Here is a 12757-nt window from a genome sequence, read left to right on the forward strand (position 1 = left end):
TCCGCGCACGGGCGTTCGAACGCTTGCGTATGATTTGCCGCTCTTCGCCTACATGACCATCCCCGCTTCTTTCATCCAGGAACTCATCGCGCGCGCCGACGTGGTGGAAATCGTCGGGCGCTATGTGCAGCTCAGGAAGGCCGGCGCCAACTTCATGGGCCTGTGCCCGTTCCACGGCGAAAAGTCGCCCTCCTTCTCGGTCAGCCCCACCAAGCAGTTCTATCACTGCTTCGGCTGCGGGGTCCATGGCAACGCCATCGGCTTTCTCATGGAGCATGCGGGCATGGGTTTTGTCGAGGCGGTGCACGACCTGGCCGGCCAATACGGCCTGCAGGTGCCCGAGGACGACGCTTCCCCCGCCGAACGCGCCCGCGCCGCCAACCAGCGCCAGAAGCAGGCCACGCTGAGCGACGTGCTCGAAAAAGCCGGCGAGGCCTACCGCAAGGCCCTGCGGCAGGCGCCGGGCGCCATCGAATACCTCAAGGGCCGCGGCGTCTCGGGTGAAGTGGCCAAGCAGTTCGGCATCGGCTACGCGCCGGCCGGCTGGCGCGCGCTTGCGAGCGTGTTTCCCGACTACGACGACCCGCTGCTGGCCGAAAGCGGCCTGGTGATCGTCAACACCGAAGACGGCGCCGAAGACGCCAAGCGCTACGACCGCTTCCGCGACCGCGTGATGTTCCCCATCCGCAACGTGAAGGGCGAATGCATCGGCTTCGGCGGCCGGGTGCTCGGCGACGAAAAGCCCAAGTACCTGAACTCGCCCGAAACGCCGGTGTTCAGCAAGGGCCGCGAGCTCTACGGCCTGTACGAGGCGCGCGCCGCCTTCCGCGAACGCGGCTTCGCGCTGGTGACCGAAGGCTACATGGACGTGGTCGCCCTGGCCCAGCTCGGCTTTCCGAATGCCGTGGCCACGCTCGGCACGGCCTGCACCACGGAGCATGTGCAAAAACTCTTCCGGTTCACCGAATCGGTGGTGTTCAGCTTCGACGGCGATGCGGCCGGCCGCCGCGCCGCTCGCAAGGCGCTCGACGGCGCCCTGCCCTACGCCACCGACGTGCGCAGCATCAAGTTCCTGTTCCTGCCGGCCGAGCACGACCCCGACAGCTTCATCCGCGAATTCGGCGCCGAGGCATTCGCGCGCTTCATTCAGGAAGCCACGCCGTTGTCGCGCTTCATGCTCGAGGCCGCGCGCGAAGGCTGCGACCTGGGCACCGCCGAAGGCCGCGCGCACATGACGAGCAACGTGCGCCCGCTCTGGAGCGCGATGCCCGACGGCGCGCTTAAGCGCCAGCTGCTGAGCGAGATTGCCACGCTGGTGCAGCTCGACGCGGCGGCGCTCTCCGAACTCTGGGCCTCCACTCCCGGCCCGCGCAAGCCGGCCGCGGCACCAGGCCAGCGCCATGGCGAGCCGGGCCACGAGAGCGACTACCCGGACATGCCGCCGCCGGCCGAATACGCGCCGCCGCGCTATGAAAGCGATAGCAATCCGCGCAAATTCACCAAGGGCAAGCGCTGGAGCGGCAAGTTCGAGGCGCCGATCGAGCCATTGCGCGGCCGGGGCAAGCCGCCGAGCCGGCCGGACGTGGCGGCGCGGCTGCTGCTGTCGAACATGGCGCAGTGGGATGCGCTGTCGCACGAGTTGCACCTGATGCTGTGCGATCTGCCGGGCCCGCACGGGGCGCTTTTCACCTGGCTCGACAGCCAGTTGCACGAGCACGGCGTGCAGCCGTGGGCGGCACTTCGCGAAGGCATGCGCGGGCTCGATTTCGAAGCTTTGGCCGAGCGGCTCATGAACGTCGCCGATACCGCGCCGGTGCCCGAGGGCGAGGAAGATCAGCACCTCGCCGATGCCGCCAAGGAACTCGCGAGCGTGCTCGACTTCATGCTCGACGACCGCCTGAAAGCCCAGCAAAGCGAAGCCATTGCCGCCGTCGGAAAGGACCCCAAGGCGCTGGAGCGCTACAAGGCGCTGGAGGCCCGGCGGCTCGAATTGCGCAACCGATTGAACCCGCGCGGTGCAGAAACTGCTTGATATTTGCGAAATAGGCTATAATGTAAGGCTTCGCAACTGGCGAAATTAGGCAAGAGCGACAGCAGCACCTCCGGGCCGACCCCCAGCGCAACGCACTCCAACGGAAAGAATCCGGCGGAAAGGGTCAATAACCGCAAGGACTGCACACCAAATGTTCGCCCGACATCTTGCCTGACGAGGAATTTCTTCCTCTTTCCCAATTGTCTGTCCGTGCCTGCGCGCGGGCGTTGTGTCTTGTCCGTGCCTGTGCACGGGCTCTGGTGGCGCTGCCCGAAGGGCGGTGCGCCTGTGATTTCCGCTTGTTCATTCTTGCCGTAACGAGGTCGTATGCCCAGTTCAAAGAAGCCTGCCGTTTCACTTGCCAAAAGCGCCGCCAGAAAGCCTGTCGCAGAAAAACCGTTGAAAGCTGGCGTTATGCCGGCAACTAAGTCGGATGCCGCCGCTTCCAGATCGGCAACCGCAACGAAAGTGAAAACCGTGCCCACGAAATCGACCTCCATCGACGATCCGAAAAAAGCTGCCGCCAAGGCGGTTGCCGCCGCCCCTGCCGCCAAGAAAGTAGGCCGCCCGCCCAAGGCCGCCGGCGCCGCCGCGCCCGCCACCGGCGCCAAGCGCGGCCGCAAGCCCAAGGCCGGCAACGAAGCGCCCGAAAGCGACGTCGACCTGTCGGACATCGAGGACGACCTGGCCGGCGACGAACCGGCGGTTGCCACGACCACCGAAGAAAAGGTCAAGCCGCTGCGCATGAAGATCAGCAAGGCGAAGGAACGCGCCTTGATGAAGGAGTTCGGCCTCGACGAGACCGTGCTCTCCGAAGAAGACCTGGCCAAGCGCCGCTCGCGCCTGAAGACGCTGATCACCCTCGGCAAGACCCGCGGCTACCTCACGCACGGCGAAATCTCCGACCACCTGCCCGACAAGCTGGTCGACGCCGAGACCATGGAAGTCGTGGTCACCATGCTCAACGACATGGGCGTGGCGGTGTACGAGCAAACGCCCGACGCCGAGACCCTGCTGCTGAACAACACCGCCCCCACCGCCACCACGGTGGAAGAAGCCGAGGAAGAAGCCGAAGCGGCTCTGTCCACGGTGGACAGCGAATTCGGCCGCACCACCGACCCGGTGCGCATGTACATGCGCGAAATGGGCACGGTCGAGCTGCTCACGCGCGAAGGCGAAATCGAAATCGCCAAGCGCATCGAAGGCGGCCTGATGGCCATGATGGAAGCCATCTCGGCCTCCCCCGCCACCATCGCCGAAATCCTGCGCCTGGCCGCCGACATCCGTGAAGGCAAGGTCGTCATCTCCACCGTGGTGGATGGCTTCTCGAACCCCAACGAAGCCGACGACTACGTGGCCGAGGAAGACTTCGACGAATTCGACGAGGAAGACGACGACGACGGCAAGGGCGGCTCCAAGGCCCTCACCAAGAAGCTCGAGGAACTCAAGCGCGATGCGCTCGAGCGCTTCGACCGCATTGCCTCGATGTTCGAGAAGGTCCACAAGATCTACGACAAGGAAGGCTACGGCACGCCGGCCTACGAGAAGGCCCAGCAGGCCCTGTCGGAAGAGCTCATGACCATCCGCTTCACGGCCAAGACCATCGAGAAGCTGTGCGACCTGGTTCGCACGCAGGTGGACGACGTGCGCAAGAAGGAGCGCGAGCTGCGCCGCATCATCGTGGACAAGTGCGGCTTTCCGCAGGACGAGTTCATCCGCGACTTCTCGGGCTACGACAAGAACGGCCACCGCGTGGCCTCGAACCTGCTGAACCAGAAGTGGGTCGAGAAGCAGGCTGCCGCCGGCAAGCCCTGGAGCGCCGTGCTCGCGCGCAACATTCCGCCGGTGCAGGAACTGCAGCAGAAGCTCGCCGACATCCAGTCGCGCGTGGTGGTGCCGCTGACCCAGCTCAAGGACATCAACAAGCGCATGAACGAAGGCGAATCGTCTTCGCGCGACGCCAAGAAGGAAATGATCGAGGCCAACCTGCGCCTCGTGATCTCCATCGCCAAGAAGTACACCAACCGCGGCCTGCAGTTCCTGGACCTGATCCAGGAAGGCAACATCGGCCTGATGAAGGCGGTCGACAAGTTCGAATACCGCCGCGGCTACAAGTTCTCGACCTACGCCACGTGGTGGATCCGCCAGGCGATCACCCGGTCCATCGCGGATCAGGCTCGAACCATCCGCATCCCGGTGCACATGATCGAGACGATCAACAAGATGAACCGCATCTCGCGCCAGCATCTGCAGGAGTTCGGCTTCGAGCCCGACGCCAGCATCCTGGCCGCGAAGATGGAGATTCCGGAAGACAAGATCCGCAAGATCATGAAGATCGCGAAGGAGCCGATCTCGATGGAAACCCCCATCGGCGACGACGACGATTCGCACCTGGGCGACTTCATCGAGGACAGCAGCAACACGGCGCCCATCGAGGCCGCCATGCAGGCCGGCCTGCGCGACGTGGTCAAGGACATCCTCGACTCGCTCACGCCGCGCGAAGCCAAGGTGCTGCGCATGCGCTTCGGCATCGAGATGTCGACGGACCACACGCTCGAAGAAGTCGGCAAGCAGTTCGACGTGACGCGCGAGCGCATCCGCCAGATCGAGGCGAAGGCGCTGCGCAAGCTCAAGCATCCGTCGCGCTCGGACAAACTGCGCAGCTTCATCGATACTCTGTAATCCGGGTTCCCTGAAGCCACAAGCGCCCGCAGCGCCCCGTCATACGGGCGGCGGGCGCTCTCTTTTGTGCAACGCAAACAAGAAGAATGGAGCCATCGCCATGAATCCCGATGCAGACAAACTCTGGCAGGCCCCGCGCTGGGCACTGGCCGTGCTGCTCGCGGTACTGGGCATGCTGGGCCCGTTCTCCATCGACACGTACATTCCGGCCTTCTCGGGCATTGCGCATTCCATCGGCGCCACGCCGGCCGAAATGCAGCAGACGCTTTCGGCCTACCTGTTCGGCTTTGCGTTCATGAACCTGTTCCATGGCGCCCTGTCGGACAGCTTCGGCCGCCGGCCCGTGGTGCTGTGGGGCCTGGCGGTATTCACCATCGCTTCTCTGGGCTGCGCGCTGTCGCAGACCATCGCGCAGCTGGTGCTGTTCCGCGGGCTGCAGGGGCTTTCGACCGGCGCGGGCATCGTGGTTTCGCGCGCGGTGATCCGCGACATGTTCCCGCCCGCCGAGGCGCAGCGGGTGATGAGCCAGGTCACCATCTATTTCGGCGTGGCGCCGGCCATTGCGCCGATCATCGGCGGCTTCCTGTTCGTGCATGCGGGCTGGCACGCGGTGTTCTGGTTCCTGGTGGCGGTCGGCGTGGTGCTGTTTGCGGCCAACTACAAGCTGCTGCCCGAGACGCTGCATCCCTCGCACCGCCAGTCCTTCCATGGGCGGCACCTGATGCGCGGCTACTGGGACCTGTGCTCCGACCCGCGTTTTCTGCTGCTCGCGCTCGCGAGCGGCGTTCCGTTCAACGGCATGTTCCTCTATGTGCTGGCCGCGCCCGCCTTCCTGGGCGACCACCTCTCGCTGCAGCCGCAGCAGTTCTTCTGGTTCTTCCTGCTGACCATCGGCGGCATCATGCTGGGTGCGCGCGCGAGCGGCCGCATGGCCGGCAAGGTGACGCCCAAGCGGCAGATCCGCGACGGCTTCCTGATCATGCTGGTCACCTCGGTGGTCAACGTGGTTGCCAACAGCTTCTTCGACGCGCACGTGGCCTGGGCGCTCTGGCCGCTCGCGGTGTTCGCCTTCGGCTGGGCGCTGATGGTGCCGGTGGTCACGCTGCTGGTGCTCGACCTGCACCCTGAGCGGCGCGGCATGGCCTCTTCGCTGCAGGCCGTGATCGGCTCGACGGCCAACGGGGTGGTGGCCGGCGCCATCGCGCCGCTGGTGATGCATTCCACCCTCGCCCTCGCACTCACCTCCACGGCGATGCTCGGCATCGGCCTGGTGGCCTGGGTCTGGCTGCACGGCCGCTGGCCCGACATCGGCCGCACCCTAGCCAACGACATCTGAAAGAAGCGATTCGATGCAGCTTTCCCCGCTCCTGACCCACGCGCGCGCCTGGCTGCCAGGCCGCACCACCGTCGACATGCGCGAAAGGCTGCGCGCGGTCTGCGGCGCCGCCATCGGCCTGTTGATCACGGCCGTGCTGTGCCGCTGGCTGGCCGAGCCGCTGGGCAGCAGCGTCTGGCTGATCGCACCGCTGGGGGCCAGCGCCGTGCTGGTGTTCGCGGTGCCCGCGAGTCCGCTGGCGCAGCCCTGGTCGGTGATCGGCGGCAACACGCTGTCGGCGATGGTCGGCATTGCCAGCGTGAGCTGGATTCCCGACCCCGCGCTGAGCGCCTCCGTGGCGGTGGCCGCCGCCATCGGCGTGATGTTCTTCGCGCGCTGCCTGCATCCGCCAGGCGGTGCGGCGGCGCTGCTCGCGGTGCTCACGCACACGACGCACTTCTCTTCGGCGCTCTTTCCGTTCTTCACCAACTCGCTGCTGCTGGTGCTGGCCGGCGTGGCCTACAACACGCTCACCGGGCGGCGCTATCCGCACGTGCAGGTGGCGCAGCCGCCGCGCGCCGATGCACGCTTCAGCCAGGCCGACGTCGACGCGGTGCTGTCGCGCTACAACCAGGTGCTGGACATCAGCCGCGACGATCTCGAAGCGCTGATCCAGCAGACCGAGCTCGAGTCGTACAAGCGGCGGCTCGGCACGCTGAACTGCGGCGACATCATGTCGCCCGGCCCGGTGTCGGTGGAGTTCGGCACGCCGCTGCAGGAGGCCTGGATGCTGATGAACCAGCGCCGCATCAAGGCACTGCCGGTGACCGACCGCACGCGGCGCGTGGTCGGCATCGTGACGCAGGCCGACTTCTTTCGCCTGCTCGATCTGGAGCACCACGAAGGCATTGCCGGCAAGCTGCGCGACCTGATCCGCGCCACGCGCACCGTGGTGTCGAACAAGCCCGAGGTGGTGGGCCAGATCATGACGCGGCAGGTGCGCGTGGCCAGTGCAGACCGCCCGGTGGTCGACCTGGTGCCGCTGTTTTCCGAAGGCGGCCACCACCATATCCCCATCATCGACCATGAAAAGCGGCTCACCGGCATGATCACGCAGTCGGATTTCGTGCGCGCCCTCTACCGTGCCGTGCGGCCGGAGAACTGAAACCCTCAAGGAGCGCGCATGGCGTGGATCGTTTTGCTGGTGGCGGGCCTGCTCGAAATGGGCTGGGCCATCGGGCTCAAGTACACCGAAGGATTCACCAGATTCTGGCCTTCGGTCGGCACCGCGATCTCGATGGTGCTCAGCGTGGTGCTGCTGGGCTGGGCGATGCGCTCGCTGCCCGTGGGCACGGCCTATGCGGTGTGGACCGGCATCGGCGCCGTGGGCACGGTGGTGCTGGGCATCGTGCTGTTCCAGGAGCCGGCGAACGCGGCGCGGCTGGCCTGCGTGGGCCTGATCGTCGCGGGCATCCTCGGGCTCAAACTCACGAGCCCAGCCTGAAATCCGCGCTTCACTCCAGCACGACGTTCGCCTTCTTCACCAGCGCCGCATAGCGCGCCGCCTCGCTGCGGAAATAGCTCGCGGCCTGCTCGGGCGAGGTGGGCTTGATGATGTTGCCCTGCTTGTCCATGGCCTCGCGCACCTCGGCGCTCGTGAAGGCCGCGGCCACGGCGTCGTGCACGCGCTGGACGTCGGCGGCCTGCATCTTCGGCGGGCCGATCACCGCGAACCAGCCCTCGACGGCATAGTTGGGCAGGCCCTGCTCCGCGATGGTGGGAATGTCGGGCGCAGCCGGCGAGCGCGCCGGGCCGCACAGGCCGATGGCGCGCAGCGCGCCACTCTTGAGGTGCGGCTGCACCGCGGGCAGCGCCACCACGCCCATCTCGACCTGGCCCGCGATCATGTCGGTGACCATCGGGCCGGTGCCCTTGTAGGGAATGTGCCGCGCCTTCACGCCGGCCTCGTCCATGAACATCTCGCCGGCCAGGTGAATGATGGTGCCGTTGCCCGACGAGGCGTAGTTGTAACCCTCGGGCTTGGCGCGCAACAGCGCCACCAGTTCCTTGACGTTCTTTGCGGGCAGCTTGGGGTTGACCACCAGCACCAGCGGCGTCGCGCCCACCACGCTGATCGGCGTCACGTCGTTGATGGCATCGAACGGCATCTTCTTGTACACCGCCGGATTGATCACGTGGTTGTTCGACACCATGCCGAGCGTGAGCCCGTCGGGCGCGGCCTTGGCCACCACCGAGGTGCCGGTGATACCACCCGCGCCGGGCAAGTTCTCGATCACCACCGGCTGGCCGAAGGCCTTGCCGAGCGCGACCGAAGCCGCGCGCACGATGGCGTCCACGCCCGAGCCGGCGCTGATCGGCAGGATGAAGCGGATGGGCTTGTCGGAGCCCTGCGCGAGCGCGGGGCATGCCGCCACTGCGGCGGCGGAGGCGCCCAAGCCCAGGACGGCGCGGCGGGTCATCGGGAAAAGCATCGTGTGCATGGTCTTGTCTCTCTTTGTGGTTCTGGAAAAGGCCTTCAGGCCACAGCCGATTCGGCCTGCATCGCCGCCACCTGCGCTTCTGCATAGCCGAGCTCGGCCAGCAGCTCGCGCGTGTGCTCGCCGAGTGTCGGTGGATCGAGGCGCACGCCCAGGCGCTCGCCGTCGAGCGTGATCGGGAACAGGGTCGTCTGCGCCATCTGCCCGGCGCGTTCGCCGTCGGGCAAGCGGATGTCGGCGAGGCCACCGGTCGCCTTCAGGTGCGGATCTTCATAGAGGTCTTCGGGCCGCGTGATGGGCGCGAAAGGCAGGCCCCGCGCCTCGAAGATCGCCGACAGTTCGGCGGCCGGGCGGTCGGCCAGGCGCTTGCGCAGATCGGCCAGCAGCGCGGGCCGCAGGCGGACCCTGTCGTTGTTGGTGCGCAGGGCGGGATCGGCCTTCAGGTCGTCGAAGCCGAGCGCATCGCAGAACACGGTCCATTGCGCGTCGCTCACCGCGGCCAAAAAGATCTGCTCGCCGTCCTTCACGGTGAACACGTCGTACAGCGCCCAGGCCGAGATGCGCTCGGGCATCGGGGCCGCGGCCTGGCCCGTGATCGCGTACTGCAGCATGTGCTGGCCGACCAGGAACACGTTGTTCTCGAACAGCGCGGACTGCACTTCCTGGCCCTTGCCGGTTTCTGCGCGCTGCATCAGCGCGGCCATCGCGCCGATGGCGCCGAACATGCCGCCCATGATGTCGTTCACGCTGGTGCCCGCGCGCAGCGGGTCGCCGGGACGGCCCGTCATGTAGGCCAGGCCGCCCATCATCTGCACCACTTCATCGAGCGCGGTGCGGTGCTCGTAGGGGCCGGGCAGGAAGCCCGTGTGGTTGACGTACACCAGCCGCGGATTGAGCTTGCCGAGCGCGGCGTAGCCGAGGCCGTACTTGTCCATGGTGCCGGGCCTGAAGTTCTGCGCCACCACGTCGGCGGTGGCGCACAGGCGCAGCGCCGCTTCGAGCCCTTGGGGATGGCGCAGGTCGAGCGCGATGCTCTTCTTGTTGCGGTTGAACATCGGGAAGAAGCCGGCCCCCGCGCCCAGCAGGTGCCGCGTGCGGTCGCCGTCGATGGGCTCGACCTTGATGACCTCCGCGCCCAGGTCGGCCAGCACCATGCCGCAGGTCGGGCCCATGACCATGTGCGTGAACTCGACCACGCGGATGCCGGCGAGCGGCAGGCGTTTTTCTTGGGCCGCCGCGCTCATGCCGTTGCTCCCGCGGTCGCCGCGAAAGTCTTCGGAAAGCCCGCGCGCCACACCGTGCCCTGCAGCGTTTCGCCTTCGAGCCAGCCGGCCACGCGCTTGCGAAGCTCGAGCAATTTCGGCAGGTCGACGCCGGTGGCCACGCCCATGCTCTCGAGCATGAAGACGAGGTCTTCGGTGTCGACGTTGCCGCTGGCGCCGGGCGCGTGCGGGCAGCCGCCGATGCCGGCCAGGCAGGCGTCGAAGCGCGCGATGCCCACTTCCAGCGCGGCATAGGCGTTCGCGAGCCCGAGGCCGCGCGTGTCGTGGAAATGGCCGCACCAGAGCCGGTCGCCGGCGATGCGCAGCGCACGCTCGAACAGGCTGCGGACCATCGCGGGATCGGCATAGCCGACGGTATCCGCCAGGCTCACGCGGTCGGCGCCCGCATCGAGCAGCGCCTGCATCAGCCGCAGCACCTCGTCGGGCGCCACATGGCCCTGGATCGTGCAGCCGAACGCGGTGCCGACGCCGCCCTCGATCACCGTCTTCGAGCCCGCCGCATCGCGCGCCGCGCGGATGCGGCCGACCTCGGCCACCACCTCGTCGGGCGCCTTGCGCAGGTTGGCAAGGCTGTGGGCATGGCTGGCCGACAGCGGCACGACCATGAGGTCGGCCCCGCCGTCGATGGCGCGCTCCGCGCCCTTCAGGTTGGGCACCAGAACCGAGGCGGAAAGCCCGGGCAGCGTCTTCGCGTACGCCAGCAGTTCGGCCGTGTCGGCGAGTTGCGGCAGCAGGCGCGCGGGCACGAAGGAGCCGACCTCGATCTCGCGCTGGCCCGCCGCGTGCGCAGCGCGGATCCATTCGAGCTTGTGCGCGGTGGACAGGGTTCTGGCGATGCTCTGGAGGCCGTCGCGCAGCCCCACTTCGCGGACGACCGCGCGTGGCGGCAGGAAGGCGTGAATCAAAACTTGTCTCCGTCGTGAGGGTACGGCGTTGATATTAGAAGTTCCGGTTCGATCCAGAAGGTATATTTTGGAAGTCCTTTGCTTCCAGAATGGAACACCATGAGAGACCTCGACCTGACCACGCTGCGGCTTTTCGTTTCCGTCTGCGAAACCCGCAGCATCGCGCGCGCCGGGGAACAGGCCAGCATCGTCGGCTCGGCCATCAGCAAGCGGCTGGCCCAGCTCGAGGACACCGTGGGCACGCCGCTGCTGCTGCGCAAGCGCCGCGGCGTGGTGCCCACGCCGGCCGGCGAGACGCTGCTCGAACACGCGCGCGCGATGCTCAGCAGCGCCCACCGCATCGAGCGCGACATGGCCGCCTACGCGGGCGGCGCGCGCGGGCATGTGCGCATCCTCGCGTCGGCCTCCGTCATGGCCGAATCGCTGGCCGAGGACGTGGCCGATTTCCTGAAGAATCCCGCGCACCGCGATATCCGGGTCGACATGGAAGAGCGTGTCAGCCCCGAGATCGTGCGCGGCATCCGCGAGGGCAGCGCCTCCATCGGCCTGTGCTGGGATGCCGCCGACCTCGACGGGCTGGAGCGGCGCAGCTACCGCACCGATCACCTGGCCATCGTGGCGCACCCGTCGCACCCGGTGGCGCGCCATGGCGACGTGCGATTCGAACAGGTGCTCGACCACGAGTTCGTCGGCATGCCCGCATTGAGCGCCGTCCAGCTGATGCTCGCCCGGGAAGCGGCGGTGGCGGGCAAGCCGCTGGTGTACCGCGTGCTGGTGAGCAACTTCGACGCCGCCCTGCGCGTGGTGCGCGCCGGGCTCGCGATCAGCGTGGTGCCGGCCGAAGTGGCGCAGCCCTTCACCGACACCTACGGCCTCCGGCTGATGCCGCTCACCGATGCCTGGGCGCGCCGGCGCTTCGCGATCTGCTTTCGCGGCGAGGCAACGCTGTCGCTGGCGGCGCAGCTGCTGGTGGCGCACCTCGAACGGTGCGCGACGGACCGCCCAGCTGCCGCGTGATTCGACCGAAATCAGAAACTATTCATTGGCGAAATCAGGATTTTTGTTTCTATTCTTGAAGCCTAGCATTCGAATTGTCCGCGTTGCCGTCCCGCCAACGCCACTTCACCGAAAGACCTCGAATGTTCCGCAGAACCCTTCTCTCCGCTGCCGCCCTTTCCGCGACCTTGTCCCTCGCCGCTTTTGCAGCCCACGCCGCGGAGCCCCTCAAGCTCGACGTGTACAACCCCGGCGCCAAGTCGATGTTCCCGGTGTCGTCCGAACTCGTCACGGGCCAGACCGATGCCGTGCTGATCGACGCGCAGTTCCAGCGCAACGACGCCGAGGCGCTGGTGCAGAAGATCAAGGCCAGCGGCAAGAAGCTGACCACGGTCTACATCAGCCACAGCGACCCCGACTACTACTTCGGCCTCGACGTGATCCAGGCTGCGTTCCCCGACGCGAAGATCGTCGCCACGCCGCAGACCGTGGCCGCCATCCAGGCCTCGAAGGACGGCAAGCTCGCGCACTGGGGACCGATCCTGAAGGACAACGCGCCCAAGGCACTGGTGGTGCCCGAGCCGCTCGCGGGCGACAGCATCACGCTCGAAGGCCGCAAGATCCAGGTCGTCGGCCTCGACGGTCCCACGCCCGAACGCAGCTTTGCATGGATTCCCTCGCTCAAGGCCGTGGTCGGCGGCATCCCGGTGTCGGCCAACATCCATGTGTGGGTGGCCGATACGCAAACGCCCGAATCGCGCCGCGACTGGATCAAGACGCTGGGACGCATCGAGGCGCTGCACCCCAAGACCGTGGTGCCCGGCCATTTCGAGCCGAACGCCGATGGCACGGCGCCCTACTCGGTGGCCTCGGTGAAGTTCACGCGCAGCTATCTGCAGGCCTTCGAAACCGAAGCCGCCAAGGCCAAGGACTCGGCCGCGCTCATCGCCGCCATGAAGAAACGCTACCCGAAGCTGGCACACGACTCGTCGCTCGAACTGAGCGCCAAGGTCATCAAGGGAGAAATGAAGTGGCCGCAGTGAAAG

General features: G+C 67.0%; 10 protein-coding genes and 1 pseudogene. 7 read left to right on the forward strand and 4 right to left on the reverse strand.

The features are described 5' to 3' along the window. Window positions 1-52: 52 nt before the first annotated feature. The gene (dnaG, locus tag QFZ47_RS04365) at window positions 53-2032 is read left to right on the forward strand and encodes a DNA primase (RefSeq protein ID WP_307654483.1); all 1980 of its coding nucleotides are present in this window, start codon (window positions 53-55) and stop codon (window positions 2030-2032) included. Here dnaG and QFZ47_RS04370 read toward each other — a convergent pair. Continuing rightward, on the reverse strand, window positions 1960-2532 hold the full coding sequence (locus tag QFZ47_RS04370; protein ID WP_307659043.1) for a hypothetical protein: 573 nt from the start codon (window positions 2530-2532) through the stop codon (window positions 1960-1962). The genes dnaG and QFZ47_RS04370 overlap by 73 nt on opposite strands. On the opposite strand from QFZ47_RS04370, the gene rpoD reads away from it, so the two are divergent. The 4 genes from rpoD (at window position 2447) to sugE (ending at window position 7533) form a co-directional block, all read left to right on the forward strand. Further along, window positions 2447-4714: an RNA polymerase sigma factor RpoD gene (rpoD, locus tag QFZ47_RS04375; protein WP_307654484.1), complete on the forward strand. Its 2268-nt coding sequence runs from the start codon at window positions 2447-2449 to the stop codon at window positions 4712-4714. The two genes, QFZ47_RS04370 and rpoD, sit on opposite strands and share 86 nt — an antisense overlap. A 100-nt stretch (window positions 4715-4814) precedes the next feature. Continuing rightward, window positions 4815-6050 carry a multidrug effflux MFS transporter gene (locus QFZ47_RS04380; protein WP_307654485.1) on the forward strand — a complete coding sequence of 412 codons (1236 nt, stop codon included), beginning with the start codon at window positions 4815-4817 and terminating at the stop codon, window positions 6048-6050. A gap of 13 nt (window positions 6051-6063) precedes the next feature. Continuing rightward, the gene (locus QFZ47_RS04385) at window positions 6064-7194 is read left to right on the forward strand and encodes an HPP family protein (protein ID WP_307654486.1); all 1131 of its coding nucleotides are present in this window, start codon (window positions 6064-6066) and stop codon (window positions 7192-7194) included. An 18-nt stretch (window positions 7195-7212) separates the two neighbouring features. Beyond that, window positions 7213-7533, forward strand: a complete 321-nt coding sequence (gene sugE / locus QFZ47_RS04390; protein ID WP_307654487.1) for a quaternary ammonium compound efflux SMR transporter SugE — start codon at window positions 7213-7215, stop codon at window positions 7531-7533. Window positions 7534-7543: 10 nt separating this feature from the next. Here sugE and QFZ47_RS04395 read toward each other — a convergent pair whose 3' ends face one another. The 3 genes from QFZ47_RS04395 to QFZ47_RS04405 are packed head-to-tail and all read right to left on the reverse strand — an operon-like array spanning window position 7544 to window position 10715. Continuing rightward, window positions 7544-8530, reverse strand: a complete 987-nt coding sequence (locus QFZ47_RS04395; RefSeq protein ID WP_307654488.1) for a tripartite tricarboxylate transporter substrate binding protein — start codon at window positions 8528-8530, stop codon at window positions 7544-7546. Window positions 8531-8565: 35 nt separating this feature from the next. Further along, entirely contained in the window at window positions 8566-9771 is a 1206-nt protein-coding gene (locus QFZ47_RS04400; RefSeq protein ID WP_307654489.1) for a CaiB/BaiF CoA transferase family protein, read from the reverse strand. Then, window positions 9768-10715, reverse strand: coding sequence for a hydroxymethylglutaryl-CoA lyase (locus tag QFZ47_RS04405; RefSeq protein WP_307654490.1), 948 nt, complete (start codon window positions 10713-10715; stop codon window positions 9768-9770). The genes QFZ47_RS04400 and QFZ47_RS04405 overlap by 4 nt, the downstream gene beginning before the upstream one ends. Before the next feature lie 99 nt (window positions 10716-10814). Here QFZ47_RS04405 and QFZ47_RS04410 point away from each other — a divergent pair, with 99 nt between their 5' ends. Next, complete coding sequence (locus tag QFZ47_RS04410) at window positions 10815-11732, forward strand: LysR family transcriptional regulator (protein WP_307654491.1); 918 nt, start codon at window positions 10815-10817, stop codon at window positions 11730-11732. A gap of 122 nt (window positions 11733-11854) precedes the next feature. Then, a pseudogene (locus QFZ47_RS04415) lies at window positions 11855-12748 on the forward strand (MBL fold metallo-hydrolase); the annotation flags it as partial. Window positions 12749-12757: the final 9 nt, after the last annotated feature.

The sequence above is a fragment of the Variovorax paradoxus genome (assembly GCF_030815975.1).
GTDB lineage: Bacteria > Pseudomonadota > Gammaproteobacteria > Burkholderiales > Burkholderiaceae_C > Variovorax > Variovorax paradoxus_N.

Bases quoted from the DNA above. Each gene is read 5' to 3' on its own strand.
- dnaG (WP_307654483.1), top strand. From the start codon at position 53: ATGACCATCCCCGCTTCTTTCATCCAGGAACTCATCGCGCGCGCCGAC.
- QFZ47_RS04400 (WP_307654489.1), bottom strand. From the start codon at position 9,771: ATGAGCGCGGCGGCCCAAGAAAAACGCCTGCCGCTCGCCGGCATCCGC.
- rpoD (WP_307654484.1), top strand. From the start codon at position 2,447: ATGCCGGCAACTAAGTCGGATGCCGCCGCTTCCAGATCGGCAACCGCA.
- QFZ47_RS04395 (WP_307654488.1), bottom strand. From the start codon at position 8,530: ATGCACACGATGCTTTTCCCGATGACCCGCCGCGCCGTCCTGGGCTTG.
- sugE (WP_307654487.1), top strand. From the start codon at position 7,213: ATGGCGTGGATCGTTTTGCTGGTGGCGGGCCTGCTCGAAATGGGCTGG.
- QFZ47_RS04370 (WP_307659043.1), bottom strand. From the start codon at position 2,532: ATGGAGGTCGATTTCGTGGGCACGGTTTTCACTTTCGTTGCGGTTGCC.
- QFZ47_RS04410 (WP_307654491.1), top strand. From the start codon at position 10,815: ATGAGAGACCTCGACCTGACCACGCTGCGGCTTTTCGTTTCCGTCTGC.
- QFZ47_RS04385 (WP_307654486.1), top strand. From the start codon at position 6,064: ATGCAGCTTTCCCCGCTCCTGACCCACGCGCGCGCCTGGCTGCCAGGC.
- QFZ47_RS04380 (WP_307654485.1), top strand. From the start codon at position 4,815: ATGAATCCCGATGCAGACAAACTCTGGCAGGCCCCGCGCTGGGCACTG.